The organism is Kitasatospora sp. NBC_01250 (assembly GCF_036226465.1).
In the GTDB taxonomy this organism is placed as follows: domain Bacteria; phylum Actinomycetota; class Actinomycetes; order Streptomycetales; family Streptomycetaceae; genus Kitasatospora.
The window spans coordinates 392,630-419,123 of the sequence record NZ_CP108476.1; the positions used below are offsets into that span (position 1 = coordinate 392,630).

Genomic DNA, 26,494 nt, shown 5'->3' on the forward strand with positions numbered 1-26,494 from the left:
CCCCCCGAGGGAGCCGAATCACCGTGAAGCGCCACACCCCAGCCGCCCTGGCCCTCCTGCTCGCCTGCGGCCTGGCCAGCGGATGCTCGCCGTCCAGCGACGGTGTCTTCGACGCCCGGGCCACCACCGCCTCCCGCACCTGCCAGGCCCATCAGACCCAGCAACCCGGCCACCGCTACACCGCCGGCCCCGGCGCCGACACCGAGTCGATCCTGATGATGATGCGCTACTACACGGCCAACGGCACCAAGACCTTCTGTGACGGACATCCGCCCACCCCGACGGACGTGCGCTGGATGGACCTCTACCAGGCACTGGGAGGCGAGCCCGCACACATCGGCCGCCCCGCATCGGCGAAGTAGCACCGCGCCCGCACCCGCACCCGAACCCGCGCGCGCACGAACCGCGCAGCAGCCCGCCCGTTCGGTGAACCGCGTTTGGTCCACCCGGAACCGGACATGCGCATCCCAGGAAGCCCGGCTCGCCGTCCACGGCCGCCCGCCGACCATCAGAGGTGAAAGGCGCCGACCGAGGGCGCGAGTCGGCTTCAGGCATACGACGCAGATCCCTGAGGAGCGCGTCATGATCATTATCCTAGGACTCATCCTCCTGGTCGTCGCGGCCGTCGTCGCGATAGCCGGAATCTTCGGCAATACCGGTAGCGCCCACGCGCTCACCAACGCGTTCTCGGTGTTCGGGCACCACATGACCGGCTCCACCGGCACGCTGTTCCTCTACGGGATCATCGTCGGAGCCGTGGCCATGCTGGGGCTCGGCCTCCTGCTGACCGGCGCGCGTCGGACCTCGCGCCGCGCCACCGAAGCCCGCCACGGGCTGCGGCACTCGCGCCGTGAGACGGCCGCCGCCCGCAAGCGCCGCGACGACGTGGTGGAACAGCGCGACGACGCCCGCGCGGAGGCGGCCTCGGTCGCCGACGACCGCGACAGCCTCGCCCAGGAGCGTGATGCGCTGGCCGCGCAGCGCGACGACCTCGCCCGGCAGCGGAACGACCTGGCCGGCCAGCGCGACGACGCGATCACTCGACAGAGCGAGGCATCCCGCGAGCAGACGGCCGGCACGCGCGCCACGCCGATGGCGCCGGCCGAGAGCAGCACACCGCAGGCCGAGGACGAGCCTGCGCCCGACACCGGGCACCGCAGGCCGCATCTGCTCGGGCACCGCTCCGGCCTCCAGTAGGCCGGCCGCCGTACCCGCCCCGTCTGATGCACTCACGAAAGGAACCCGTCATGGGTATCGGTAAGAAGGCCGCCCACAAGGCCGAAGCAGTCAAGGGCGGCGTGAAGAAGACCGTCGGACGCGCCACCGGCGACCGCACCCTTGAGGCCGAGGGCCGCGGCGACCAGGTCAAGGGCAACACCAAGCAGGCCGGCGCCAAGATCAAGGACGCGTTCAAACACTGACCGCCCGGCCGCGGTGGCCCGATCCTGCTCGGCTCCGGCCACCGCGCGACCGCGGCACAACCCGGCGCCTGGCCGTGGGAGCAGGACCGTGTCCTGCTCCCACGGCCAGGCGCCGGCGGGCTCGGACGGAGGAAGCGGCCCGGCCGACACCGGGGTTCAGCGAGGCAGCGTGCCGCTGTCCGCGCCCGCTGTGCCGCCCTCTCCGGTGAGGACCTCGGCGCTGACCACCTGGTGCCAGCCGTTCAGTGTGCGTGTCTGTTCGGCTGCACGCTGGATGAGCCGATCCAGCTCGTCCGGATTCAGTCGCAGGTCGTCGTCGGCGATGGCACGCAGCGCCTGCCACAGCGCGGTCTTGCCTTCGACGCCCACGCGCATCGCCTCCAGTTCGATCAGGTCGCTCAGCGGGGAGCGGCGCACCAGCGTCCCGTTGGGCTTGAGGCGTGCGATCCGTTCACCCGCGAGACCCAGCCAGGTGCGGTAGTGGCGCACGGGTACGGCGAGGCTGTTCATGATCCGTACGAGGTCGTCGCGGTCCTGCTCCACGTCGCGGGCCAGGCGGCGCAGTTCGGCTGCGCGCCGGCTGTCCGGGTGGGTGTCGGCCATGCGGTGGGCGAGCGCGGCGCCGCCGAACGCACCGGTCAGGTGGTCGTTCAGGTAGACGCTCAGTGGCTCCGCCAGGGGTCGGGCAGACATTGCACGTCCTCCCAGAGGGTGGGCCGATCGGGTGCGCCGCGCGCTGGGGCTTGCAGACGTGCCGGCTCCTGCGCGGCGTTGGGGTGCTCTTCCCATGGTGCCCCGCGCCTCGGGCGGATGCGTGCGGGCCGGGCCGGGCCGGGTGGCGGATCAGTGCCGTACAGCCGCCCCGGCAGCCTGGAGCGGCGCGCACGCCGATCCCTGTCCGTGGGCCAGTGCCCGTTGCGGTGCTGGTTCGTTGTCTCGTGCATGAAGATGACCGAGCTGGACGACTATCCGGTGCGGCCTGGGCAGGTACGGGAGTGGACGCTGCACCCGTCCGTGATCTCGGCCGCCCATCAGGCGCAGCGGGCTTCGACGCCACCCTCGTACAACCAGGAGTCCCACATCCTCACCATGGCCCGGTTGGAGGAGCGCGGGGCGCGGACCGCCGACTGGGCGGGTGTGGCGTTCGAGCTGCCGGGCGAGCTCGACGTGGCGGCGTTCGGCAGGGCCCTGGTGGACTGGATGGGCTGGCACGAGACGCTGCGCAGCGGATTCCGCAGGTCGGCTGGGCAGCTGCACCGCTTCACGCTGCCCGCGGAGGCGATCGAGGTGAGCAGCGAAGTCCTCGGGACCTTTCGTGATCCCGCGACGCTGAGCCGCTTTCTGCGCGACCGGCTCGACGCCGGCACCCACACGCTGCGCTGGCCGAGCTTCGTGGGGGAAACGGTTCAGCGGGCCGACTCGGTGACGGTGGTGCTGGCCTTCGACCACATGCACTTCGACGGCTACACGCTGTTCGGGATGGTGCAGGAGGTCCGCGAGTTCTACCTGGCCGCCCTCGAAAGGCGGACTCCCGCGGTGGCGGCGGCCGGCAGCCACGTCAGCTACTGCGATGTGGAACGCCGGGAGGCACTGCTGATCAGCCGCGAGCATCCGACCGTCCTGAAGTGGGAGCGGTTCATCGCGGACAGCGGCGGCCGGCCACCGCGCTTCCCGCTGCCGCTGGGCACCCAGGAGGAGGGCGAACTCCTGCCCCAGAAGTCGCTGTTCGAGTGGCTGCTGGATCCCGCCGAGACCGATGCCTTCGCGCAGGTCTGCCAGTCCGAACACACCACCCTGCCCTCCGGGGTGCTCGCGGCAGCAGCCCTGGCAGCACGGGAGCTCGGCGCGCCAGGGCCCTACCGCACGGTGATGCCCTTCCACACCCGTTCGCGACCGGAGTGGACCTCCTCGGTCGGCTGGTTCGTGGGTGTCGGCCCGGTGGAGGTCGACCTGCCGCCCGAGTGCGACTTCCGCGCCGCCCTCCCCCTGGCCCAGGGGTCGGCCCGCGAGGCGAGGCAGGCGGCCCGGGTCCCGTTCTTCCGGGTCTCCGAGCTCCTGGGGGTGGACTTCAGGAAGGCCGCGCCCGATCCGTTCTCGCTGCTCTCGTACATGGATCTGCGCAACCTTCCCGGCGCCCAGGACTGGACCCGGTGGAACGCCCGGCTGCTGACCCGGATCTCCGACAGCGGCAAGGCGTGCCTGTGGGCCATGTGCTCCCCCGACGGCCTCTACCTGTTCGCCCGCTACCCCGACACCGCCCTCGCCGCCACCAACATCGCCCGCTTCGTGGGCGCCGTCCGCACCATCGCCCAGAGCGTCGCCCGCACCGGCAACTTCACCCCCGCCGCACTCCACCAGGTGCCGTCAGCGGTATGACACCGCACGTACCGATGTCACCAGCCGGGATCCGGCTGGTCGGGGTCGGGCCCGGTCGGTGCGGTCGGCGCCGGTGCGAGCGGCGGGAAGTGCGGGTGGCGGGAAGTGCGGGCGGTACTTGAAAGACGCGCGGTTCCCCACCCTCGCTCATGCCCCGCGCCCTACCCTCCGACCTTCAGCGGCACGGTTCCCGAGGGCTTCGGCGGGTATGGGGGCCTGCGGCCCGGGTCGTCCCAGGTCCGGGAGTTCTGCCGGTGCTGGGCTGCGCCTTTGCCCGCGACCAGGCCGCCTGCTGAGGGGATTCCACGACCATGACCGATGACAACAGCAAGACGGCCGAGCTGCCCGAGATGACCGACCACTGGTGGTGGCGCCCCGGGTGGCAGCCGGGCACGCGCTGCTACGCCTGGCACCTCACCTTTCAGAGCAGCCCCGAGGTGCACCGGTTCGCCGCGGAGCACCGGGCCGCGCTCGCCGAGGTGCCCGGCCTGGACCTCATCCCCGACCCGTGGCTGCACCTGACCATGCAGGGGCTCGGCTTCACGACCGAGGTGGGCGAGGACGACGCGCGTGCCGTCGTACGGGCCGCAGCCCACACCCTCGCGACCGTCCCCGCGTTCACGATGACCCTGGGCCCGGCGATCGTCGTCCCCGAGGCCCTGCTCCTGCCGGCCGAGCCGGCCGACGCCGTTCGCCAGGTCCGAGGTGCCATCCGCGCGGCCATCGCCCACGTGCGCCCCGAGGTCCCCGAGTCCGCGGACGGCTTCCACCCCCACGTCTCGGTCGCCTACTCCAACGCCGTCGGCCCGGCCGCCCCGGCTCTGCGGGCCCTCGAGCCCCTGGCCGACCGCCGCGCCGTCGTCCGCGTGGCCGGCGCCGAGCTGATCGTCCTGCACCGCGACCGCCGGATGTACGAGTGGGAGACCTTCGCCAGCGTTCCTCTCGGCAGCGTTCCTCTCGGCCGACCATGACGAGAAGCCTCTGCGCCCCCGGCAGAGGCTCCGTCAGCCGGCCGCGCCGTGCTGTTCGGGCACGAGGCTGGGACGACAACAGTTGATGTGCAACAATCCTGCCGCGCGCGGCCTCAGCGACGGGCGCACCCCGAGAACGCCCGCCGCAAGCCTCCGGCCTCCGGACGCCACACGAACTGCTCCCCGGCGCACTCGCCAAGAAGAGTCCCGCCCCGGGCGTCACCCTCCTGCGATCCCTCATCGGCCGCGGATACTACGGACCGGAATCCCTCAAGGGCCACGGGCCGCACCGCTACGTCTTCCAGATCTACGCACTCGGCACCCGTCTCCTGGACCGCCCGGACCGTGCGGCGCTCATCAAGTCCCGGCCCCGCGCCCTCCTCGCCGCCATCGACTCCCCGGTCCTCGCACGCGGCCGCACCGCCGGCGTCTGCGAACGCCAGGACCTGTCCGGCGCCCATCGGGTACCCGCGGGCTCAGGCGAGGGCGGCGGCCAGCAGGGCGAAGGCGGCGATGAGGACGGCGACGCGGACGTAGTGGAAGCGGTCCCAGCGCTTCGCCTGTTCCTTCCAGTCCTCGGGCCGGTTCTCGGGGGTCCACGTCTTGCTCTGGTTGTTGATCGGGACGAGCAGCAGGAGCGACATGATCACGCTGGTGATCAGCAGTGCTCCGGCGGTGACGACAAGGCCGGTGCCGTGCTGGTGCCATCCAGCGACGGCCCGGGCCGCGACGAGGACGAGCGAGCCGATGTACCAGACCGGCATCACGGCGCCGAGCATCCGGCCCCCGTGGGCGCGGCCGAGTTGGCCGCTGTCACCGGGAAGTGCGTCGAGGATCGGGTTGATGACGAAGGCGACGGCGAACTCCACCCCCACCATCACGCCGAAGACCACGATGGTGACGACCTCGAGTACGTCGAGCATGACGACCCCTCCTGGGATCTAGCGCTGCTAGGTAATGAGATAACGCTAGTACTGCTGCCGCTCACTTGTCTAGCGATGCTAGGATCGAATCATGTCGGTACAGGAACGCAAGGAACGCGATCGGGCGGCCCGCGAGCGCCTCATCGTGGCGACGGCCCGCGAACTCGCCGAGCAGCAGGGCTGGGACGCGGTCACCACCCGCCGGCTCGCCGAGCGCATCGAATACAGCCAGCCCGTCCTCTACAGCCACTTCCGCGGCAAGCGCGAGATCATCGGCGCCGTCGCCCTCGAAGGCGCCGCCGAGATGGCCGCGGCGGTGCGTGCCGCGGCCTGCGGCGCGAACGGCCCGCGCACCCGGGTCACCGCCCTCGCCCTCGCCTACCTCGACTACGCCGAACGCAACCCGGCGGTCTACGACGCCATGTTCCAGCTCGACGGCGGCCTGGCCTTCGCGGTCGAGGACACCCCGGAGCCGCTGAAGGACGCCTTCGCCGCCCTGCTGGAGAGCCTCGGCGACGTCGCCGGGGACGGCGTCCACCCGGGACTGTTCACCGAGGTGTTCTGGGCGTCCCTGCACGGACTGGCCACCCTGACCCGGGCGGGACGGCTGCCACCGGCGGAAGCCGAGCGGCGGGTGGACCTGCTGGTGGACCGGCTCGCCGCGATCTGACACGCCCTCCGGGCGGAGGGGCAGCCGGGGTCTTCCGGCCCGGCTGCCGGCCGGCCGCGCGGAGCGGCCATGTTTTGAACGCGTTCAGATTCTGGCTAGAGTTCCCCCAGGCACCATCCAAGGGGGATCCGATGAAGATCGTGCTGCCCGGGGGCTCCGGGCACGTGGGCAGGCTGCTGGAACGCGCGTGGACCGCTGCCGGCCACGAGGTCGTCATATTGACCAGGCAGTCGGGCGGTGGCCGGGAGGTCCACTGGGACGGCCGGAGCATCGGCCCCTGGGCCGCGGAGATCGATGGCAGCGACCTCGTGGTCAATCTCGCCGGACGGAGTGTCAGCTGCCGCTACACGCCGGCCAATCTCCGGGCCATGATGGACTCGCGCGTGCACTCCGCCCGGGTCGTGGGCGAGGCGATCGCGGCGGCCGCCCGGCCTCCCAAGGTCTGGCTCCAGATGAGCACCGCCACCATCTACGCCCACCGCTTCGACGCGGCCAACGACGAGACCACCGGCCTGCTCGGCGGCGCCGAACCGGGTGTCCCGCCGTACTGGGCCTACAGCGTCGAGATTGCCAAGGCCTGGGAGCAGGCGCAGGCGCAGGCGGACACCCCGCGGACGCGCAGGGTGGCGCTGCGCACCGCCATGGTGATGAGCCCCGGGCGAGGCGGCGCCTTCGACCAACTGCTGTGGCTGGCACGGCTGGGGCTCGGCGGTCCGGTCGCGGGCGGCGCCCAGTACATGTCCTGGATCCACGGCCGTGACCTCGTCCGGTCCCTCGACTTCCTGGTCGGCCGGGAGGACCTCAGCGGACCGGTGAACCTTGCGGCTCCCACCCCCTTGCCGTACCGCGACTTCATGCAGGGCGTCCGGGCGGCATGGGGCGTCCCGCTGGGCCTGCCGGCGACCAGGTGGATGGCCGAGCTCGGCGCGTTCGCGCTGCGATCGGACACCGAACTGCTGCTGAAGAGCCGTCGGGTGGTCCCCGGCCGGCTACTGGAGGCCGGCTTCGACTTCGCGTACACCCGCTGGCCCGAGGCCGCCGCCGACCTGGTGCGGAGCACCCGGGGCGGCTAGGCCGTGTCTCACCATTCCCGCCGGGCGCGCGACGCCGGCCCGCAGCGTCAGCTGCTGATGTCGCTGCCCGCCTGGACGCACCGGCGAATCATCCACGTACGACCCAGTACGAGGACGCTTCGCCGGCACGCCCAGCCGGGCGCCACCCAGCCGCCAGGCTGGGTGGCGGGGGTACCTCCCGGCCGAAGGCTGGGGGAACCGCGCGCCGATCCGACGCGAATTGTGAGACACGGCCTAGTACCGCGTTGGGGCGCGGTACTCCACCGGTTCGACGGGGCCGGTCGGCAGCTGGGCGATCGCGCTGTGCGGCCGACTCAGCGCAGGCCGAGGCAGGGCAGCCAGGCTCGGGAGGCGCCGTGGCCCGCGGTGAGCAGGGCGCACAGCGGGCCTGCTGCTCCCCCGAGCAGTCCCATGCCGCTCCCGCCGAGGGTCTGCACCGCGGGCAGGCGGTCCATCAGGTGCGCGAACAGGCGGGCCTTCAGGGTGTCCGCGGCGGGCAGGCGGGCGTGGCGGGCGAAGGCGTCGGCCACCGCCAGGACGCCCGCGGCGCCGTGGCACAGGGCCAGCGGATCGGCCGGCTGGTCGCCGAAGAGGTGGAAGTCCTCGTCGTAGTGTTCGGCGAGCGTGCTGAAGGCTGCCGCGGCCCAGGCGGCGGTCTCCTGGTCACCCAGCGCGTCCGCCGCGTCCCACAGCGCCCAGGACACTGCGGGGGTGCCGTAGCACCAGGCCTGGCGGGCGCGCGGCCCGGCGGGCGGCGGGGCGTCGAGTCCGGCGCCGTCCCAGGTGCGGATGGAGCGGGCGTCGTCGAAGGACTGCCGCATCAGCCAGCGGGTCGCGCGGTGCAGGGCGGCTGTCAGGTCGGGGTGCGGGCCGAGGCGGCGGACCGCGGCGGTGAGCGCGGCGACGACGCCGGCGGTGCCGTGGCCCATGCCGGTGTTGATCCGTCCGTCGATCCAGGCGAGGTGGGGATGGCCGGCGTAGCCCGCCGTCCGCAGCCGTGGCAGCTCGTCGGCGTCGCACAGCTGCGTCAGCTGGTCGGCGAAGGGGCCGAGTTCGGCCGGCGTCGGGCGGGTGCCCGCGCTCAGGGCGAGCAGCATGCCGGACGGTCCGGTGATCAGGTCGTAGTCCTCGAAGGCGAGTTGCTCGCGTCGCCAGCCGAGGGCCGGCGCGGTGCGGACCAGGTGGTCGCGGAGCCGGTCGCCGACGGGCTGCAGCCCGGGTTGGGCCCGGGCGCCCAGGCGCAGGCCCACCAGCGTTCCGGCCAGGCCGCCGTTGTACAGCCCGCAGTGGCCCGGCCCCCGACCGGCGGTGCGGGCCCAGACCGCCACGGCACGCGCCGCGGTGGCTGCGGCCTCCGGCGTCCCTGCGGCGTGCAGCAGGGACGCCAGGACGGGAACGCCCGGGTCGGAGGGGGGCTCGGCTCCTGGCCGGCCGTCGCGGGGCCGGGCGGACCAGGCGTCGAGGAGCCGGGCCGCGAGTTCGGTGACGGCGGTGCCGGCGGTGGTGTGCTCGGTCTGCTCGGCTCTTTCGGCCTTCTGGGTGTGCTGCGGCACGGTACCTCCTCGGGCGTGACGGGCCGGCGCCCCGCCCTTGCGGCCGAACAGGCCGGGCGGGACGCCGGTGGTGCGGCCGTCAGAGGCCGCTGCCGGGTGGTGCGGGTGGTGCGGTCAGGTACTCCGAGGAGCCCTCGGAGTACCTGAGGGAACATCAACAGACGCCGATGATCCCGCTGCAGATGAGGACCGTGGCGCAGGCCACCGTGCAGAGGCCGCTGCACTCCCCGGAGGAGGCCTCGGGGGTCGGCAGGGTGGTCTCGGTGATGCGCTCGTCCAGGTCGCTGATCAGGGCGTCGAGGTCGGTGAGCGCCATGGTGTCGGGCATGGTTGTCCTCCTTCAGGACTGGTGATCGGTGTGGGCCGCCCCGGTGGCCCGCCCACTGGGAGCGAGTGCCCCGGGGACGTCGGGTTCGCCGCGCAGTGCGGCGGCGGCGAGCGCCGCGAGGTGCTCGGCGCTCTGGTCGTGCGGAAGTCGCAGCAGCAGTTGGGCGGCGACGGCGGCGCCGCCGTGCAGGGGGTCCTGGAGCAGCAGGTCGCCGGGGGCGGGCAGCATCTCCTCGACCAACAGGTCCTCGCCGGGTTGCTGGGCGCAGATGCGCTCCAGCAGGGGTACGGCGGTCAGTGCCTTGAAGTCCACGGGCACCGGCTTCGCGTGGGGCACGGCCCGGACGAAGGCGAAGCGCGGCAGTGCGGCGGAGCGCCCGAGGTCGGCGAGGGCGCGCACCTTGGCCAGGTCGCTCTCCCCCGGCTGCCACAGCCGGGACCGGGGCACCCGCCAGGCCGCGGGGCTGACGACCAGGGTGCCGCCGACGGTCACCCGGGGCAGGTGGTCCGTGTCGGGGAACGCTTCGGCGAGACCGTCCAGGCAGATGACCTTCGCGACCGCCGGGTGGCCGGCGGAGAACAGCAGCCGGAGCAGGAGGTCGTACGGGGGCAGCGGCGTGCGGGTGGCGTGGTGGACGGGCAGGATCCGGCACCCGTCGGCCTCGGCGATGATCTGCGCGCCGTCCCGTCGCAGGGTGATGCGGTCCAGCGGCAGGTAGCGGGCCGTCAGGCCGGCCGGGCCCTGGTACGGCGTCGGGTCCGGGTCGCCTGTCCACCAGCCGGTGATGACGGGGCGTCGGACGGCGTTGGCGGCGCGCTCGGCCAGCGGCGGGACCAGTACCTCGACGAAGCGGGCCCCGGACAGGCGCTCCACGGCGGTGAGGAAGTCCTGGTAGCGCCGGAGGTTGTCGTATCCGCCGTACAGGGTGTGGAGTGCGTCGGCGAAGCGCGCGTCCAGCATGCCTGCCGCCGAGGCGCTCTCCAGGACGGCGACCGGTCCGGGGCCTGCCAGTGGACGCAGCAGGCAGTCCAGGGGCCAGGGCGGCAGTGCCGTTCGAGCCGGTGGCGCGCCGAGGGCGTCGAGCAGGTCGTCGTCCAGGTCGACCTGCGCGGTGCCGGCCTGGGCGCTGCCGGCCTGGGAACTGCCGGTCCGGGCGCTGCCGTCGGCCTGGGCGCTGCCGGTCCGGGCGGACAGGTGGGTCAGCAGCCTGGCGTAACCGGAGCCGGGGGTCTCGGCGGGGTGCCAGCCGGTGGAGCGGCGCAGGGTCTGCGCTGTCTGCGATGGCGGGGTGGAGCCGTCGGGCAGGTGGCGCGCGAGGATCTCGCCGAGCGGACACGGTTCTTCGGTGAGCTGCGCCAGCTCCGCGGGCAGCCGGGGCGTGCCTGGCGGCGTGATCCGATCGGCTTCGCGCAGCCAGGCCACGCGCGCCGCGATGGCGAGGCCCCGTTGCACCTGGCGGGCGGCGGCTGCGGGTACGGCGGAGACGGTGGTGCGGTAGGAGTCGGTGAACCAGGGGTGGGAGCGGTCGGCGGGGGCGTCGGCGTCGGTGGCGTGGGGTGCCGACTCCAGTGCGGACGCGGATGCGGGCGCGGGTGCGGGTGCGGGCGCGGGTGCGGGTGCGGGTGCGGGTGCGGCGGGATCGTCGCCCGGTATCCGTGTCGGTGTCGGTGTCGGTATCCGTTGCGGAAGGGTGCCGAGTGTGCGGACGGCCTCGGCGGCGTGCCAGCCGGTGGCGCTGCGGCGCGGGGCCGCGCAGGCCTGGAGCACGCCGAGCCCGTGCAGGTGCGCGAGGAGGCCGCGGAGCACCGCGGGGTCAGGGGGCGCCGCGCCGCTCGCCGCGGTGCCGGTCGCCGCCGGGCCCAGCAGGGCCGCTTCGAGGTCGCCCAACGGGCGTGGGCCGTCGGCCAGAAGAGCCAGCACGGCCTCCAGCGGGCGGACGCGGCGCAGGACGACCTGCCGCATCCGGGCGCGTTCGTGCGGGTCGATCACCCAGCAGCGCAGCACGCCGGTGTCGGATCCGGTGCCCGCCGGCTGGAGGAAGTGCAGCGGTGCCGGGGCCAGCAGGGTGGCCGGGTCCGCCACCCGCAGGTCCAGGGCGCCGAGCCGGGCGCGCATCGCGTGGACGTTCTCGACGGCGTCGGCTGCCAACTCGCCGAGGGCCGAGCCGGGTGGGAGGAGGCGCGGGGCGGCAGCGTCGACCTCGTCGCCTGCGTCGTCCGTCACCGTGACCGTGACCGGCAGGAGGCCGACTTGACCGACCCAGCCGCGCGGGGTGGTCTTCGCCGCGGCCCGGCCGAGCGCCCGCCACAGGTACGCCCCGCGTTTGCGCAGCCGCTTCCCGCCCCAGGGCTCGCCCGCCGCCAGCCGCGCGGCCACGTCCGCGGCGGCTCCCGGGTCGGCCTCGTCCAGGAAGGCCCGCATGACGGGAGACCCGCACACCAGGGACCAGCCCAGAGCGCCCACGCGCTCGCGCTCGGCCGCCACCGCGCACTCCAGTCGCCGCAGGGCCGCTGTCGCGGACTCCCCCTGGCGGGAAAGCCGCGCGGCGTCCGCGGCGAGGCCACCGGCGACGGGCAACCGGTCCAGCAGCCGGCAGTCGGCCGGTCCCGGCACGGCGCCGGCGTGCAGCCGACGGCGCAGGGCCAGCACGGCGCGGCGGTCGGCGGGCGTGAGGCCGTCGTGCGGCACGACGGTGGCGCCCAACCGCTCGGCCAGCGCGCGGGCTTGCCCGCCTCGCTCGTCGTCCTGCCGGGCGTGCTCGGCGACCTGGGCGAACAGCTCCGGGTTTCCTGCCGATGCCCATGCCGCCAAGGGCACGCCGGCCACCCGGAGCAGTGCCGCTGGGCCCGGCTTCCGTTCCTCATGCACGTCATGACCTCCCGTCACCGAGGAGCGCGTGGGTCAGCAGGCTCTGCCGGGCCCCGGAGAGCCGTCCCCGGTTCCAGTGGAAGATGACGTGGTAGGCGGCGGCGCGGCGCGGGCCGATCAGCGCCTCACCGGACTCGAAGTACCCGGTGCGCCACTGCTCGGCGGCCAGGCGCACGGCCTCCCCGTGCGCCTGGATCGCCGCTCGCCGCTCCGGCGGCGCCGAAGCGAGCAGGGCCGGCCCGCCGGCCTGCCAGGCCGCGAGGATGCCGGCGGCGGCACGCCGGGCGTCGTCGTCCAGCTCGGTGCCCAGCCTGCGCCCGGTGTCGTCCCGGACCACCTGCCAGACCCCGCGGTGCTCCCAGCCGACGACGCCGAGGCCGTGCAGGAGTTCACCGAGGAGGTGGAGCGAGAACCGCCAGTCCGCAATCGGCTCCGGCCCGCCCTCCTCTGCTGCCGCGGCGATGGCGTCGTGGTGATCGAGCCAGGCGAAGGAGTCCGCCGTGAACAGATCGTGCACGTATTTCATGGACTGCGGGCCGCCGAAGAGATACGTCTCCGGCTCGTACCGTCCGCAGATCGGCGGGCGCTGTTGTCCGTCCAAATCCTGCAAGCAGTGCGTCAGTTCACGGCGCAGCGGTTCGACCTCCGGTCGGCCGGCATCGAAGCGGACGCGCAGGCCCGGTGGCTTGTGCATGAAGAAGAAGGAACGCGCCTCCCCGGCGGCGATCAGCTTGCGGGCCGTGTCCGCGACGACCTGGTACGTCCGGTGCCAGGCCGCGGGCCCCGGTGCGAGGTTGATCTGGACCCAGCCGCTCTCCGGCACGTCGTCGCGCAGGGCGGCCAGACCGGCCGTCAGAAATGTGTGGCGCGCGGCGTCGTATCCGGGGCCGGTGGAATCAACCGGCACCACGCCCAGAGGATTGTCGCGCACGTCCTCGAGACAGTCGGCCAGCAGACGTTCGACCTTCACCACGTCACCTCGCCTTCCTCGTGTTTTCCGCTTCACTCCTCGGATTTCCACAATTCGGCCTATTTGAAAAACGGAAGACGAATACTCATATGATGAACAAAGTTGCGCCCGGCGCACGTACGAGCCGGCACGCGCCGCAGGCGCACTCTGCGGGCACATTCCGTGCACCCGAGCGGGTGTTGCGGCGGGGCGAGGTCGGCCGCGATGCGGTGCTATCCGGTCGAGCGGCTCAGGCCGTGTCTCACAATTCCCGCCAGGCGCGCGACGCCGGCCCGCAGCGTCAGCTGCTGATGTCGCTGCCCGCCTGGACGCACCGGCGAATCATCCACGTACGACCCAGTACGAGGATGCTTCGCCGGCACGCCCAGCCGGGCGCCACCCAGCCGCCAGGCTGGGTGGCGGGGGTACCTCCCGGCCGAAGGCTGGGGGAGCCGCGCGCTGATCCGACGCGAATTGTGAGACACGGCCTAGGAGGCTCGTGAAGATCTTGTTGAGGGGCTGTCCGGCCGTAGGCCGGGCTGCCCCTCTGGTTATGCGTTGGTTGCCGGGGTGAGTTGCCAGGTGCTGCCGGTGTGGGTGAGTCCGAGGTTGATCAGGCGGCGGAGGTTGAGGGCGGCGGCTCGGGTGTGGAGCCAGGTGTCGTTCTTGATGGTGCCGCGGTAGCGGAGTCTGCGGTTGCCCCGGTGGACGATCCAGGCGACTGCGCGTTCGACGGGTGGTCGCCAGCGGCGGTAGTCGGCTTGCCAGTCGGGGTCGGTGGCGGCCTGGCGGCGGGCGGCGGTGAGGAGGTCGTGGTGCGGGCGGATGGTCAGGGTGCGTCCGGCCCTGGCCTTGGTGCACCGCTCGCGCAGGGGGCACCCGGTGCACAGGCCGGCGAAGGTGGCCTTGCGCTGCTGGTGGCGGCCGCCGGGATCGGAGAGCGGGACGGTGTGTCCGGCGGGGCAGGTCACGGTGGCGGCGGTGGTGTCGATGGTGAAGTCGTCGAGGGTGAAGCCGCCGGGGACGGCTGCCCGCAGTGGGGCGGGTTTGAGGAACAGTCGGTGCCCTTGCTGTTCCAGGGCCTGGCGGGCGTCGCCGGTGGAGTAGGCGGTGTCTGCGAAGGCGTCCACCGGGGCGTCCTCGTCGGCGAGCAGGTCGAGTCCGACGGCGGCCTCGTGGTGTTCTGCTCCAGCGCCGGGCCGCAGGGCGACCGCGGTGTATAACCCTGTCTCGGGCTCGATGGCGAGGTGGGCCTTGAAGCCGTCCTGCCGGTGGGTGCGGGTCTTGTGCACGTGCCGGGCCTCGGGGTCGACGGTGGAGACCATCCGGTCGTGGGCGGTGCCCCGGGTGATGCGCCAGCGTCCGTCGCGTCCGTCGGAGTCCTCGGCGGGCTCGACGTCCTGTCCCGCGACCAGGGCCAGCAGGCCGACCGCGTTCGCGGCCTTCTCGCCGAGTTGTTGCTCGGGCAGGTGCCCGAGCAGCCGCAGCGCGTCGCCGACCAGGGCGTCGACGAGGTCGGCTCGGGCCTGCTCGTCGTTCCACGCGATGCGGGGTTTGCCCGGGTCGGTGTAGTCGTGGGCGGTGCAGTGCACGGCCGCGACCGCATCCGCGCCGGGGACTTCGCGGATCACCGCCCGGACGGAGGCGATGATCTGGGTGACGGTGTCCTGGGTGGCGACCGCGTCGTCCAGCACGGTGGAGTCCAGCGCCCGCCGGTGCTTGCCCTTGAGGACGCCGGTGGCCCGCACGACCTCACGCACGGCCTCGAAGATCCGGTTGGGCCGGGGAGAGCGGGCCAGCCGGCGGCGGAAGTAGGCCAGCAGCGACGGGTCGAACGCGGTGTCGTTCAGGCCCAGTCCGCACGCGGCCTTCCACCGCAGGTCGCACCGCAGTTCCTGGACCGTCTCGAAGTCCGACAGGCCGTGCAGGGCCTGCAGCGCGATCGCCGCGGCCAGGATCTGCGGCGGCATGCTCGGCCGCCCGTTCGCCGACGGGTACATGTCCGCGAACATCACCGCCGGGAACAACTCACCACGGTGCTCGGCCAGGAACGCGAACACGCTGCCCACCGGGATCAACCCCCGGCACGTCTCCCAGACATCCGGCCCGACCGTCTCCCCGGACCACTCACCCATCGCCACAAGAAACAGTCTGGCCCCGCCGCTCGCGCGGCGAGGCCAGAACCCAAGATCTTCACGAGCCTCCTAGGCTGCCTACAACCGCGATTGCGAGACGCCCACACCATGATCGACGCCACCGCCGACACGCCGCTGCTGCCGCCCCCGCTCCAGCGCTGGCTCGCCGACCGCCTGCCGGAGCTGGAGGCCGTCACGGACGTGTCCTGGCCCCGCGACAGCTCCCGGGTCTGGCGGCTCTCCACGCCTGCAGGTGCGGCGTTCGCGAAGATCAGCCCGTCCGTGGAGGACTACCAGCGCGAGGTGTACGCCTACGAGCACGTGGCCGGCGTTCTCGCCGACCACGAGGCGCCGCGCCTGCTCTCGGCGGACCCGCACCTGCGCGCGCTGCTGACCACCCCGCTGCCGGGCCGCGTCGTGCGTGATCTGCCCCTGGAGCCGCGGGCCGAGCAGCGGGCGCACGAGCTCGCCGGCCAGCTGCTCCGCCGCTGGCACGACCACCCTGTCACCGACCCCGACCAGGTCCGCGGCCGGATCGTCGCGTCGGCCACCGCCCAGGCGGACGAAGCCTCCCGGTGCTTGGAGCGCACGGCCGGACAACTCACCGACGACCAGTACGCCTTGGTCGAGCAGGTGGTCCACGAGCTTCCCGCTCTGGCCGAGCAGCTTCCGATCGTCTACCAGCACGGTGACTTCTCGCCGCGCAACTGGCTCTGGGACGAGTCGGCCGAGTCCCTGGGCCTGATCGACTTCCAGCTGTCCGCCCACGGCAGCGCGGTGGGCGACCTGATCTGGCTGCACGGAGCGCTGTGGCCGATCCGCCCCGACCTCAAGGACGCCTTCTTCACCGGCTTCGCCCGCGACCTCACCGACGCCGAACGGCGGGCGCTTCCCCTCCTCACCACGCGACTGGCCGTCTCCTACCTGACCACCGGCCTCACCGTGGACAACGCCATGCTCATCGACCGCGGCCGTGCCGTCCTCGCCCGCCTGGTGGAGGCCCACGGCTGAGCGGTTCCCGCACCCGCGGCCGGCGGAGTGCCGCCGGGGCGGCCTCCGGACGCGCCGACCGGGCGCTTCCGCCGTCCGCCCCGGACTGCGAAAAGGCAGACCGTCCTCGCCGTTCCCTCGTCCGGTGGCGCCCGCTCCCCTGGGCCGTGTCTCACAATTCGCGTCGGATCAGCGCGCGGCTCCCCCAGCCTTCGGCCGGGAGGTACCCCCGCCACCCAGCCTGGCGGCTGGGTGGCGCCCGGCTGGGCGTGCCGGCGAAGCATCCTCGTACTGGGTCGTACGTGGATGATTCGCCGGTGCGTCCAGGCGGGCAGCGACATCAGCAGCTGACGCTGCGGGCCGGCGTCGCGCGCCTGGCGGGAATGGTGAGACACGGCCTAGCATGGCCGCACAGCAGCGGAGTGCCGTTCAACGTGTGGGCGAATTCGGCGACTTGCCGGAATCGAGGAGAGGCAGTCGTATGTACCTGAGTGTGCCCTTCGACAACGGTGAGACGTTTGTCGTGGAACTCTCCGAGGGAGAGGGCTCCGGAGTCATCCGGGCGAGCCGCGGCGAGGGGCTGGTCGAGTCCTCCACCGAGACCTTCGAGGCGGGCCTGGTCCGGGTGCGACACCTCGCCACGGCACTGCTGGAGCGGCTGAAGGACCTGCCCAGGAGCCCCGATCACATACGGGCCGAGTTCGGGATCAAGGTCACGGCCGAGGCGGGGCTCGTCGTGGCCAAGGCGTCGGGCGATGCGCACATCACCCTGGAACTGGAGTGGAGCCGCCAAGAGGGCGAGGAGTGAGCCGGTCGCCGGACAGACCGGGCAGCATGGCCTGGGAGCGGGGTACGGCACGTGTCCTGGACGGCGGACGCCCGGTCGGGGGCGCCTTCCTGATCCCCGGTGGGCTCCTGCTCACCTGCTCCCATGTCATCTCCGCGATCGCCGGTCTTCGGGACGACCAGCCGTTGCCCGCGAACCTCCCCGTGACCGTCGACTTCCCGCTGTTGCCCGGCCACCCGGTGGCAGCAGCCACGGTGCACTTCAGCGTGCCGGTGGCCGCGGACAACAGCGGTGACGTCGCCGTGCTGGAGTTGACCGATCAGCCACCGGCCGGCGCCGTCCCGCTGCGGATCCTGGAGGCGGACGACCTGGCCGGGCACCGCTGGCGGGCGTTCGGGTTCCCGCGATACCCGGGCCCGAACGGCGGCAAGGACGCCGGGATCTGGACCCGCGGCACCATCGAGGGCCGGGAGGGCACCGGCTGGTGGCAGCTGACCTGCGACGAGGACGCGGGCTTTCCACTGGCCGGCGGCTTCAGCGGGGCGCCCGTGTGGGACGAGGAGTACCAAGGGGTGGTCGGTGTCGTCGTCGCCGTCGAAGGCGACCAGCGGCGCCGGACCGGCTACGCGCTGACGGTGGAGTCGCTCGCCCGCGAATGGCCGCAGTTGCGCCAGCGGTTGCTCGCCGACAGTCCCTTTCGCGAGCTCCTGCCCTTCACCGAGCAGGACAGCGCGGTGTTCCACGGGCGCGACCACGAGACGCGTCAACTGCTCGACCTCCTCGTGGAACAGCAGGTCCCGGTCCTGCCGGTCCTCGGCGCCTCCGGCGTCGGCAAGTCCTCGCTGACCGGCGCCGGCCTGCTGGCACGGGTCGACGACGGCAGCTACCTGATCGCTCAACTCCCCCACGGCCTACGGCTGACCGCCGAGGAACTGCTCGCCTGGGCGCTGGCGGCTGCGGGCGACCCGGACACGACCACGGCCGACTGGCACGAACGCTGGACCGACCTGACCCGCCGGCTGGGCGACGAGCACGGACTGCGCGCCGCGCTCGAGCAGACACTGGCCCGACAGGGCAGGCGGTCCAGACTCCTGCTCGTCGTCGACCAGTTCGAGACCCTGCTCGCGGACGCGCCGGAGACCGCGCGCAAGCTGGACACGATGATCGGCGTCCTGACCGCGCGTCGAACCGATGGCAGCCGGCCGGCTCAGGCGGTGGTCGTCGCCCGGATCGACTTCCTGCCGCAGATCGAGAAGCTGCCCGTCCTTCGTGCGGCGTGGGAAGCGACCAACATCGTGGTACCGCCGATGACGCGGGATCAGCTGCTCCTGGCCATCACCCGCCCGTTGGAGGGGCACGCGGGCATCCGCTTCGCCGACGGTCTGGTCGAGCAGCTGCTGCACGACACCCCGCGCGGTGCCGCCGCACTGCCCATGCTGGAGTACACCCTGAGCCAGCTGTGGGCACGGCAGGAACGCGGCTTCCTCACCAGCTCCGCCTACCAGGCGCTCGGCGGGGTCGAAGGAGCCCTGGTCGGCAACGCGGAACGCACCCTGTGGGAGTGGGCGGACGACTCCGAGCAGGCGGCACTGGAGCGGATCTTCATCCAGCTGGTCCGCCCCGCCGAACAGTTGGACGCCGGCGAACGCGGCCCCGACACACGAAGGGTCGCCGACCGCACACAGTTCTCCGAGCACGACTGGTCGTTGATCCACCGCCTCGCCAGCACCCGGTTGGTGGTCGTGACCCGCCGACCCTCGCAGCTGGACACGGCCGAACTCGCGCACCAGGCACTGGTGGAGAGCTGGCCGCGACTTCAGCGCTGGGTCGAGCGCAACCGTGGGTTCCGCAGCTGGCAGGAGGAGCTTCGGCGCGCCCTGCGGGCCTGGCAGGAACAGGACCAACCGCCCGAACTCGCCCTCGACCGCAGACGAATCGCCGAGGCACAGCGGTGGCTCGGCCTCAGAGCCGCCGAAATATCCGCCGAGGAAGCCGGGTTCGTCGATGCCAGCGTCCAGGCCCAGCGCCGGCGCACCCGCCGGCGGCGCCTCGTCCTGGCCGGCTTCGTCCTGCTGACCGCCCTCGTCCTCGTCGCCTCCGGCCTCGCGTCCATCAACGCCCGGAGCAGCGACGACCACCGCGACCTGGCCGCCACCCAGCAACTGACCTCCCAGAGCCAGCTCCAGGCCGCAGCCGACCCCGCCCTCGCCGCCCGCCTCGCTCTGGCCGCTCAGCGCATCCACCCCACCGCCGACACCCGAACCCGACTCCTGACCACCCTCGCCTCACCCGCACGCGCCACCCTCACCGGCTCCACCGGGCCGGTGGCCTCGGTGGCCTTCAGCCCGGACGGAAACACCCTCGCCACCGGCAGTCGAGATCGGACGGTGCGACTGTGGGACGTGCAGACCCGCCGTCAACTGGCCACCCTCACCGGACAGAGCGGCTCGGTGGATTCGGTGACGTTCAGCCCGGACGGAAGGACCCTGGCCACCAGCAGTGAGGACGGGACGGTGCGGCTGTGGGACGTGAAGACCCGACACCTTCTCAGCACCCTCGACGACACGGCGACCCCGGTGGTATTCAGCCCCGACGGGCAGACCCTGGCCACCGGCGGCAAGCAGGGGACGGTGCGGTTGTGGGACGTGCGGACCCAGCATCTGCTGACCACTCTCACGGGCCACAAGGACTCCTCGACGCTGTCCGTCGCCTTCAGCCCGGACGGAAAGACCCTCGCCACCGGCGGCAGCAGCGACGCGCTCGTGCAGCTGTGGGACGTACCGACCCAGCGCCTGCTGGCCACCCTCACCGCCGACAACGGTGCCTTGGTGCAGTCGGTGGCCTTCAGCCCCGACGGAAGCACCCTCGCCAGCGGCAGCAACGACCGCACCGCGCGGCTGTGGGATGTTCGGACCCACCGTCAGCTGGCCGCCCTCACGGGACAGGGCGGTACGGTGTTTTCGGTGGCCTTCAGCCCGAACGGGCAGATCCTGGCCACCGGCAGCGACGATCACACGGTGTGGCTGTGGGACGTGAAGGCCCGACGTGCGCTGGCAAGCTTCACCGGCCACACCGGCTCGGTGCGCTCGGTGGCCTTCAGCCCGGACGGAAACACCCTGGCCACCGGCGCTGAAGATGCCACGGCGCGGCTGTGGGACATGCGGGCCAGCCGTCCGCTGACCACCCTCACCGAACAGGGCGGCTCGATGGACGTGATGGCCTTCAGCCCCGACGGGCAGACCCTGGCCACCGGAAGCGACGACGGGCAGGTCGAGTTGTGGGACGCCCGGACCCACCGCGCGCTGGCCACCCTCACCGGACAGGGCGGCTCGATGGACGTGATGGCCTTCAGCCCCGACGGGCAGACCCTGGCCACCGGAAGCGACGACGGGCAGGTCGAGTTGTGGGACGCCCGGACCCACCACACCCTGGCCACCCTCACCGGCCACCGGGGCGAGGTGAGCTCGATGGCTTTCAGCCCGGACGGTAGGACCCTGGCCACCGGAAGTTACGTCGACCAGACGGTGCGGCTGTGGGATGTGCAGACCCACCGCGCGCTGGCCACCCTCACCAGCTCACCAGAGCACGTGGTCTTCAGCCCTGATGGAGCAACCCTGGCCACCACCGGCGGAGGCTACGCCGACCAGACGGTGCAGCTGTGGGACGTACGGACCCACCGTGCGCTGGCCCCCCTCGCCGACCAGGGTGGCTGGGTGAGCTCGATGGTCTTCAGTCCGGACGGAAAGACCCTGGCCACCGGTGGCTGGGACGGTACGGTCCGGCTGTGGGACGTGCAGACCCACCACGCCCTGGCCACCCTCACCGGCCACACCGACATGGTGCAATCGGTGGCCTTCAGCCCGGACGGCACCACCCTCGCAAGCAGCGGCAGGGACGATACCGCGCGGCTGTGGGACGTCCGGACCCACCGTCAACTGGCCATCCTCACCGGCCACACCGGCATCGTCTCGTCGGTGACCTTCAGCCCCGACGGAAACACCCTGGCCACCAGCAGCGACGACCGCACGGCCCGCCTCTGGGACGTGCGGACCCACCGTGAACTGGCCATCCTCACCGGCCACACCGGCATCGTCTCGTCGGTGGCCTTCAGCCCCGACGGAAAGACCCTGGCCACCAGCAGCGACGACGGCACGGTACGGCTGTGGGACACCGACATGTTCAGCGATCTCCACACCCTCATCGACAGGGTCTGCGCGATCGCGGGCCGGTCCATGACGCCGGGCGCGACGGCGTTGACGCGGATGCCCTCCGGTCCGTACGTGACGGCTGCCGATGCGGTGAGGCTGTTGACCGCCCGCTTCGCCGCGCCGTACACGGGCAGCTCGGGATTGGCCATCAGGCTGCCGACACTGGAGGTGTTGACGATGGCTCCGCGCTTCGCGGTGGCGCGGATCGCCGCGACCTCGGCGGTCATGGCCAGCCACGGGCCCTTGAGATCGACGGCGTAGACGTGGTCGAAGTCGGCCTCGGACAGCTGGTCCATCGGGCCGGGCGGCTGACCCGTCGCACCGTTGTTGAAGGCCACGTCGAGCCGGCCGTACAGCTCCACGGCCCGGTCGACGGCGGCACGGACGGCTGCCGGGTCGGCCAGGTCGCACACCGCGTAGTCCGCGGTGCCGCCGGCCGTCCGGATCTCCTCGGTCACCGCCTTGAGTTGGGCCTCCGTGCGTGCCGCGAGGAGCACCCGGGCACCCTCCCGGGCGAACAGCCGCGCTGCCGCGGCGCCGATGCCGCGACCGGCACCCGTGATGAAGGCGACCTTGTCGGTGAGCAGGCCCGAGGTCGTGATGGGCGAGGTGGTCGGTGTGTTGTTCATGCCGACGAGCCTGTGCCCGGCCGACGCGCTCATCCAGGCACCGGCAGTACCTGGCTGGGTGCCTCGGCGCCCGGGCACACTGGAGAGGTGGATCGACGAGTACGACGAGAGCTTGGTGACTTCCTGCGCAGCAGGCGCGAGCGCATCACCCCCGCCGACGTGGGGCTGCCCGCAGGGGCGCGCCGCCGCACCCCGGGACTGCGCCGTGAGGAGGTGGCACAACTGGCGTTCATCTCGACCGAGTACTACGCGCGTCTGGAGCAGGCCCGCGCCCCGCACCCCTCGCGCGCGGTTCTGGCCCAACTTGCCCGCGCGCTGCGTCTGTCGGACGCCGAGCGCGATCACCTCCACCACCTCGGCGGTGCCCCGCCCGGACCGCCGCCGGGGCCGTCGCGGGAGGTGCGGCAGAGCATCACCGATCTGCTGCCGCGGCTGCCGGAGACCGCGGCGATCGTGATCTCCGCGACGTACGAGGTCATTGCCTGGAACGGACTGGCCACCGCCCTGATGGAGGACTTCTCCGCGCTGTCCCGTCGGGACCGCAACCTCCTGCGACGCGCCTTCCTCGGCCCGCACCGGCACGGCCGACGGCTGTACGGCGTCTCGGACGCCGACGAGTTCGCCCGGACGTCGGCCCAGCACCTGCGAGCGGCCGCGGCCCGCTACCCGGACGACCCGGAGGTGGCCGGTCTGGTCGAGGAACTCCTCGCCGGCAGCGAGGAGTTCACCCGCCTCTGGGCCACCCACGATGTGACCGCCCGCCCCACTCTCTGCAAGACCTTCGAGCACCCCCTCGTCGGCCCCGTGAGCGTCAGCTGCGACGTCCTGGACATCACCGACCGGGACCAGCACCTCATCATCTACACCGCCGCTCCGGGCTCGCCGTCGGCGGAGGCACTGCGCCTGCTGTCCGTCGTCGGCACGCAGCGCATGGGCGCGCCCGGCTGAGGGGGCGGGTGAGAGCCGACCGTAGGCCGGTCCGTGCCCGCGGCGGTCGGGCTCAGCCCCGCGCGCCGGACGTGGCGAGGTTCTTCTCGAACGCCGCCAGGTAGTTGCGCAGGTGGTGGTCCTTGATGGCACAGCAACATAGCCCGGTACACGAACCGACGGGGCATGGCCGCGCCACCTGCCACCCGTCCGGACGCAGTGGCGCGATCGGGCTCTGCCACGGACCCGCCATGACCTGGAGGTCGGGCAGCGGGGGGGCGGTGTCACCGGCCCTGCCCGGCCGGTCGACAATGGGATCATGACTGACCGTCTCCTACGCGTGGTACTGGCCGAGGACTCCGTCATCCTGCGCGACGGCATGGTGGAGCTGCTCAACGCGAGAGGGTGCCAGGTCGTCGCCACGGCCGGGACTGCGGAAGAGCTGCTGGCGGCGGCGGCCGACCGCCGCCCCGACGTGGCGGTGGTGGACGTACGGATGCCGCCCACGTACACCGACGAGGGCATCCGTGCCGCCGTCGAGCTACGGGCCGCCCGGCCGGGGCTCGGTGTCCTGGTCTTCTCCCAGCATGTGGAGACCGTCTGGGCCCAGCGGCTGTTGGAGGGAAGTGCGGCCGGGGTCGGCTATCTGCTGAAGGAGCGCATCGCCCGCACCTCGGAACTGGTCGAGGCGCTGCATCGGGTGGCCGCGGGTGGTACCGCGCTCGACCCGGAGATCGTCACCCGGCTGATCCGCGGCGGGCGGCGCCGCAGTCGGATCGAGTCGCTCACGCCACGGGAGCGGGAGACCTTGGAGCTGATGGCACAGGGCCATTCCAACCGTTCCATTGCCGCGCGGCTGGTGGTGTCGGAGCGGGCGGTGGAGAAGCACGTGGCCGCGATCTTCGTCAAGTTCGACCTGCCGGCCCGTGAGGCCGAGAACCGCCGGGTGAAGGTGGTGCTGGCGTATCTGGCCGAGGCGGGCTCGGCACCACCCGCGCACTGATCCCCCGCGGGCTTTTCGGATGCAGGCTGATCGGATGCGGGCTGATCCCCCGCGGGCTGATCAGATGCTGGCTGATCAGATGCGGGTGGGGAGTTCGGCGGTGATGACGGTCGGCCCGCCGACCGGGCTGGCGATCCGCAGCGTGCCGTCCACCGCGGCCAGCCGTTCGCGCAGGCCGGTCAGGCCGCTTCCGGCACCCGGGAGAGCCCCGCCCCGGCCGTTGTCGCTCACCACCGCGCGGACCCGTCCCTGCGCGGAGCGGACCTCGACGGTGGCCGCCTGCGCTCCGCTGTGCTTGGCCATGTTCGTCAGGAGTTCGGCGATGCAGAAGTAGACGGCCCGCTCGATCGCCGGGTCCGGGCGCTCCCGCAGGTCCAGACGCGTGGTGACGGGGACGGGGCCGGCGTCGGTCAGCGTGGGCAACGCCTCGCCGAGGCCTGCGTCCAGGGCCACCGGGTGGATGCCCCGGGTGAGCCTGCGCAGGCCCGCGATGGTGCCATCGGTCTGCTCACGCGCGCGGGTGAGCAGCGTGCGCAGGCGCGCGAGGTCGGCGCCGCCCTCGGGGGTGAGCGCGTCGTCGGCCAGCGACAGGGTGATGGCGATGGCGACCAGCTGCGCCTGGGTGCCGTCGTGCAGATCGCGCTCCAGCCGACGCAGGTTCTCGGTGTTCTCCGCGGCCAGTGTGCTGCGGGCCTGTTCGAGTGCCCGCAGGCGCCGGTGCGCACGGGCGGGACCGAGCAACTGCCGGGCGAGACGGCGGTTGAGCCCACTCATGGCGCGGACCGCGGCGGGCACGGCGACGAGCAGCGCAGCGCCGAGCAGCAGGCCGACCGGGTCGAGCCACCACGCGGGCCGGTCCGGTGGGGCCAGCAGGCGCACCCAGAGGGGAAAGCCGATCAACCATCCGGCGGCGAGCGGCAGGACGACGGCGGCGGCGAACGTCAGCACGCCGACCGGCAGGCGCAGGCCCAGGTAGAGCAGAGCCCGCCAGCCCACCGGGTCGGTCAGCAGTGTCCGGACCCGGGCGATCACGCCGTGGGCCGCGGGCAGGGGCGCCGGCGGCTCGACGGCCTCCCCGAGCAACCGGCCCGCCAGGTGCCGGTGCAGTGTGCCCAGGGCGCGGGCCCCGCGGACCGCGGCCGCCACCAGGGGCAGCCCGAGCACGGTGAGGGACAGCAGCGTGCCCGCGTAGAGGACCGCGAGCACATAGCCGAAGCCGATGATCGCCGGCGGCAGCCCGACCACGGCGAAGGCGATGTCCCCGGCGCGTACGGCAGGCCGCGAGCGCCGGAGCAGGCCGCGCCCGCGGTCAGCCACGCTGCCCTCCGACCAGCTCCGTCGCGCGGCCCGAGGTGGCGCGCAGACCGGCGCCGAGGATGCCCGGTGCGGTCAGGGCAAGGGCACCGAGCACGATCCAGGCGTACGCCCGCCACGGCACGGACGGCAGCGCGGAGCCCGTCACGGACAGGCTGAACGCCGCCGCGGTGGTGCCCGCGACCGCGGTGCCCAGCAGCACGCCCACCGCCGCGGTCAGGAGCATCTCGACGCAGAGCGTGCGCGCCAGCTGACGACGTGTCGCCCCGAGCAGGGTGAGCAGGGCGAACTCGCGGCGGCGGTCGGCGGTCAGGGCGGCCAGGGTGTTGACCGTCGAGACGGCGGCGAAGCAGACCAGCATGGCCAGCTCGGCCTGCCGCAACCAGACGTCACTGGCCGAGTTCACCGTCGACAGGCTCGCGTCCGCAGGCCGCCCGGTCGCGTGTTCGACGGTGGTGGTCATGAACACCATGGTGCAGGACAGCCCCACCAGGAGGGACACCGGCACCACCGCGGCCGACAGCCGGTGGGCGTAGCCCCGCAGATTGGCGTCGGCCAACCAGCCGCAGCACCTGGCCGAGGCCCGGACCGGGGCGCCCAGCACCGTCACGACGGCCCTGGCGAGCAAGGGCCCCAGCAGCGCGACCGCCACCAGCAGGACCAGCGCCGCCAACAGCGCCGCCTGGCCCGCCTTGTCGGCCGGCTGCGTGGCGACCAGACGGAGCAGCAGACCCCCGCCGCCCAGCCAGCCCAGCCCTGCGACCACCCGGAACCAGCCCGTCCGGTGGTGCTCGGTCGTGCTCGCCGCCATGGCCTCGGCCGGCGCGATCCGGGTGATCCGACGGGCGGCGACCGAGGCCGACAGCAGGCCCACGGCCAGCGCGGCCACGACCGCCACCAGCAGCGGCACGGGTGAAGCGGGGACGTGGACCGTGGGGGCGGCCATGGTGCGTACCACCAGCGCGTGCAGGAACCAGCGGGCTCCCGCCGCCCCCGTGGCCAGGGCCGCCGGGGCGACCAGCAGCACCGTCACCAGCACCTGCCATCGAACCAGCCGCCGGACCTGGCCGGGCGTGGCCGCCACGGTGCGCAACAGGGCCAGTTCCCAGTGCTGCTGGCGGATCGCGAAGCCGAGGGTGTTGACCACCACGAAGAACGACACCAGCACGGCGATCTCCCCGAACCCGGCGGCGATCACGGTCAGGCCGGGCCCGGCCACCGCCCGTCCCGGCGCGGCGGGAGCGGCGATACCGGCGGCCAGCAGGGAGCCGAACAGCGTGAGGGTGGCGACCGCGAGGAACAGCGCCGCCGCGAGACCGGCGAACGCTGCGGGCCGCAGCCTGATCTGCCCGAAGGCGAAGCTCAGCAC

Annotated in this window: 20 protein-coding genes and 3 pseudogenes; 13 read left to right on the forward strand and 10 right to left on the reverse strand. The window is 72.9% G+C overall.

All coding sequences use genetic code 11. The features are described from left to right. The first annotated feature begins 23 nt into the window (after positions 1–23). The 3 genes from OG500_RS01935 to OG500_RS01945 all read left to right on the forward strand — a co-directional run bounded on the left by OG500_RS01935 (position 24) and on the right by OG500_RS01945 (position 1,421). Entirely contained in the window at positions 24–362 is a 339-nt protein-coding gene (locus tag OG500_RS01935) for a hypothetical protein (RefSeq protein WP_327064591.1), read from the forward strand. Positions 363–582: 220 nt separating this feature from the next. Further along, on the forward strand, positions 583–1,197 hold the full coding sequence (locus OG500_RS01940; RefSeq protein WP_327064592.1) for a hypothetical protein: 615 nt from the start codon (positions 583–585) through the stop codon (positions 1,195–1,197). 50 nt (positions 1,198–1,247) lie between these two features. Beyond that, a complete protein-coding gene (locus tag OG500_RS01945; RefSeq protein WP_327064593.1) occupies positions 1,248–1,421 on the forward strand; it encodes a CsbD family protein in 174 nt (57 codons plus the stop codon). 156 nt (positions 1,422–1,577) lie between these two features. Here the strand turns inward: OG500_RS01945 and OG500_RS01950 are convergent, their stop codons facing one another. Next, positions 1,578–2,114, reverse strand: a complete 537-nt coding sequence (locus OG500_RS01950; protein ID WP_329575743.1) for a hypothetical protein — start codon at positions 2,112–2,114, stop codon at positions 1,578–1,580. A 255-nt stretch (positions 2,115–2,369) separates the two neighbouring features. Between OG500_RS01950 and OG500_RS01955 the strand changes: the two genes are divergently transcribed. The 3 genes and pseudogenes from OG500_RS01955 to OG500_RS01965 form a co-directional block, all read left to right on the forward strand. Further along, a complete protein-coding gene (locus OG500_RS01955; RefSeq protein ID WP_329575746.1) occupies positions 2,370–3,797 on the forward strand; it encodes a condensation domain-containing protein in 1,428 nt (475 codons plus the stop codon). 311 nt (positions 3,798–4,108) lie between these two features. Further along, the gene (locus tag OG500_RS01960; protein WP_329575748.1) at positions 4,109–4,768 is read left to right on the forward strand and encodes a 2'-5' RNA ligase family protein; all 660 of its coding nucleotides are present in this window, start codon (positions 4,109–4,111) and stop codon (positions 4,766–4,768) included. A 227-nt stretch (positions 4,769–4,995) separates the two neighbouring features. Further along, a pseudogene (locus tag OG500_RS01965) lies at positions 4,996–5,172 on the forward strand (YbhB/YbcL family Raf kinase inhibitor-like protein); the annotation flags it as partial. A 72-nt stretch (positions 5,173–5,244) separates the two neighbouring features. Here OG500_RS01965 and OG500_RS01970 read toward each other — a convergent pair. Further along, positions 5,245–5,691 (reverse strand): DUF1772 domain-containing protein, encoded by a 447-nt coding sequence (locus OG500_RS01970; RefSeq protein WP_327064597.1) that lies wholly within the window; start codon positions 5,689–5,691, stop codon positions 5,245–5,247. A 91-nt stretch (positions 5,692–5,782) separates the two neighbouring features. On the opposite strand from OG500_RS01970, the gene OG500_RS01975 reads away from it, so the two are divergent. Together OG500_RS01975 and OG500_RS01980 are read left to right on the forward strand one after the other, a co-directional pair. After that, positions 5,783–6,361: a TetR/AcrR family transcriptional regulator gene (locus OG500_RS01975; protein ID WP_329575751.1), complete on the forward strand. Its 579-nt coding sequence runs from the start codon at positions 5,783–5,785 to the stop codon at positions 6,359–6,361. Positions 6,362–6,492: 131 nt separating this feature from the next. After that, positions 6,493–7,434 carry a TIGR01777 family oxidoreductase gene (locus tag OG500_RS01980; protein ID WP_327071416.1) on the forward strand — a complete coding sequence of 314 codons (942 nt, stop codon included), beginning with the start codon at positions 6,493–6,495 and terminating at the stop codon, positions 7,432–7,434. 314 nt (positions 7,435–7,748) lie between these two features. Here OG500_RS01980 and OG500_RS01985 read toward each other — a convergent pair whose 3' ends face one another. The 5 genes from OG500_RS01985 to OG500_RS02005 form a co-directional block, all read right to left on the reverse strand. Then, positions 7,749–8,987, reverse strand: a complete 1,239-nt coding sequence (locus OG500_RS01985; RefSeq protein WP_327064599.1) for a lanthionine synthetase LanC family protein — start codon at positions 8,985–8,987, stop codon at positions 7,749–7,751. Between the two features lie 154 nt (positions 8,988–9,141). Next, complete coding sequence (locus tag OG500_RS01990) at positions 9,142–9,315, reverse strand: hypothetical protein (RefSeq protein WP_327064600.1); 174 nt, start codon at positions 9,313–9,315, stop codon at positions 9,142–9,144. Positions 9,316–9,327: 12 nt separating this feature from the next. Beyond that, positions 9,328–12,183 carry a lantibiotic dehydratase gene (locus OG500_RS01995; RefSeq protein WP_329575757.1) on the reverse strand — a complete coding sequence of 952 codons (2,856 nt, stop codon included), beginning with the start codon at positions 12,181–12,183 and terminating at the stop codon, positions 9,328–9,330. A 1-nt stretch (position 12,184) separates the two neighbouring features. Next, on the reverse strand, positions 12,185–13,153 hold the full coding sequence (locus tag OG500_RS02000; protein WP_329575760.1) for a thiopeptide-type bacteriocin biosynthesis protein: 969 nt from the start codon (positions 13,151–13,153) through the stop codon (positions 12,185–12,187). A gap of 530 nt (positions 13,154–13,683) precedes the next feature. Then, positions 13,684–15,267 (reverse strand): IS1182 family transposase, encoded by a 1,584-nt coding sequence (locus tag OG500_RS02005; protein ID WP_327071662.1) that lies wholly within the window; start codon positions 15,265–15,267, stop codon positions 13,684–13,686. Positions 15,268–15,375: 108 nt separating this feature from the next. Here OG500_RS02005 and OG500_RS02010 point away from each other — a divergent pair, with 108 nt between their 5' ends. The 3 genes and pseudogenes from OG500_RS02010 to OG500_RS02020 form a co-directional block, all read left to right on the forward strand. Next, a complete protein-coding gene (locus tag OG500_RS02010; RefSeq protein WP_329575763.1) occupies positions 15,376–16,278 on the forward strand; it encodes an aminoglycoside phosphotransferase family protein in 903 nt (300 codons plus the stop codon). 460 nt (positions 16,279–16,738) lie between these two features. Next, complete coding sequence (locus OG500_RS02015) at positions 16,739–17,065, forward strand: CU044_2847 family protein (RefSeq protein ID WP_327064605.1); 327 nt, start codon at positions 16,739–16,741, stop codon at positions 17,063–17,065. 26 nt (positions 17,066–17,091) lie between these two features. Then, positions 17,092–21,213: pseudogene (locus tag OG500_RS02020) on the forward strand (nSTAND1 domain-containing NTPase); the annotation flags it as partial. Between the two features lie 68 nt (positions 21,214–21,281). On the opposite strand, the pseudogene OG500_RS02025 reads toward OG500_RS02020, so the two are convergent. Next, a pseudogene (locus OG500_RS02025) lies at positions 21,282–21,914 on the reverse strand (SDR family NAD(P)-dependent oxidoreductase); the annotation flags it as partial. 54 nt (positions 21,915–21,968) lie between these two features. Between OG500_RS02025 and OG500_RS02030 the strand changes: the two are divergent. Both OG500_RS02030 and OG500_RS02035 read left to right on the forward strand, forming a co-directional pair. After that, on the forward strand, positions 21,969–22,829 hold the full coding sequence (locus tag OG500_RS02030) for a helix-turn-helix transcriptional regulator (RefSeq protein WP_329575767.1): 861 nt from the start codon (positions 21,969–21,971) through the stop codon (positions 22,827–22,829). A 298-nt stretch (positions 22,830–23,127) separates the two neighbouring features. Then, positions 23,128–23,811, forward strand: coding sequence for a response regulator transcription factor (locus tag OG500_RS02035; protein ID WP_327064609.1), 684 nt, complete (start codon positions 23,128–23,130; stop codon positions 23,809–23,811). Between the two features lie 75 nt (positions 23,812–23,886). Here the strand turns inward: OG500_RS02035 and OG500_RS02040 are convergent, their stop codons facing one another. Together OG500_RS02040 and OG500_RS02045 are read right to left on the reverse strand one after the other, a co-directional pair. Continuing rightward, on the reverse strand, positions 23,887–25,128 hold the full coding sequence (locus OG500_RS02040) for a sensor histidine kinase (protein ID WP_329575771.1): 1,242 nt from the start codon (positions 25,126–25,128) through the stop codon (positions 23,887–23,889). Then, positions 25,121–26,494, reverse strand: a complete 1,374-nt coding sequence (locus tag OG500_RS02045; RefSeq protein ID WP_329587358.1) for an FtsX-like permease family protein — start codon at positions 26,492–26,494, stop codon at positions 25,121–25,123. Before OG500_RS02045 ends, OG500_RS02040 begins: the two co-directional genes overlap by 8 nt.

What these genes read in the sequence shown, in the direction of transcription:
- OG500_RS01940 (WP_327064592.1), top strand. Translation starts at nt 583, where the DNA reads ATGATCATTATCCTAGGACTCATCCTCCTGGTCGTCGCGGCCGTCGTC.
- OG500_RS01945 (WP_327064593.1), top strand. Translation starts at nt 1,248, where the DNA reads ATGGGTATCGGTAAGAAGGCCGCCCACAAGGCCGAAGCAGTCAAGGGC.
- OG500_RS01950 (WP_329575743.1), bottom strand. Translation starts at nt 2,114, where the DNA reads ATGTCTGCCCGACCCCTGGCGGAGCCACTGAGCGTCTACCTGAACGAC.
- OG500_RS01955 (WP_329575746.1), top strand. Translation starts at nt 2,370, where the DNA reads ATGACCGAGCTGGACGACTATCCGGTGCGGCCTGGGCAGGTACGGGAG.
- OG500_RS01960 (WP_329575748.1), top strand. Translation starts at nt 4,109, where the DNA reads ATGACCGATGACAACAGCAAGACGGCCGAGCTGCCCGAGATGACCGAC.
- OG500_RS01970 (WP_327064597.1), bottom strand. Translation starts at nt 5,691, where the DNA reads ATGCTCGACGTACTCGAGGTCGTCACCATCGTGGTCTTCGGCGTGATG.
- OG500_RS01975 (WP_329575751.1), top strand. Translation starts at nt 5,783, where the DNA reads ATGTCGGTACAGGAACGCAAGGAACGCGATCGGGCGGCCCGCGAGCGC.
- OG500_RS01980 (WP_327071416.1), top strand. Translation starts at nt 6,493, where the DNA reads ATGAAGATCGTGCTGCCCGGGGGCTCCGGGCACGTGGGCAGGCTGCTG.
- OG500_RS01990 (WP_327064600.1), bottom strand. Translation starts at nt 9,315, where the DNA reads ATGCCCGACACCATGGCGCTCACCGACCTCGACGCCCTGATCAGCGAC.
- OG500_RS02005 (WP_327071662.1), bottom strand. Translation starts at nt 15,267, where the DNA reads ATGGGTGAGTGGTCCGGGGAGACGGTCGGGCCGGATGTCTGGGAGACG.
- OG500_RS02010 (WP_329575763.1), top strand. Translation starts at nt 15,376, where the DNA reads ATGATCGACGCCACCGCCGACACGCCGCTGCTGCCGCCCCCGCTCCAG.
- OG500_RS02015 (WP_327064605.1), top strand. Translation starts at nt 16,739, where the DNA reads ATGTACCTGAGTGTGCCCTTCGACAACGGTGAGACGTTTGTCGTGGAA.
- OG500_RS02035 (WP_327064609.1), top strand. Translation starts at nt 23,128, where the DNA reads ATGACTGACCGTCTCCTACGCGTGGTACTGGCCGAGGACTCCGTCATC.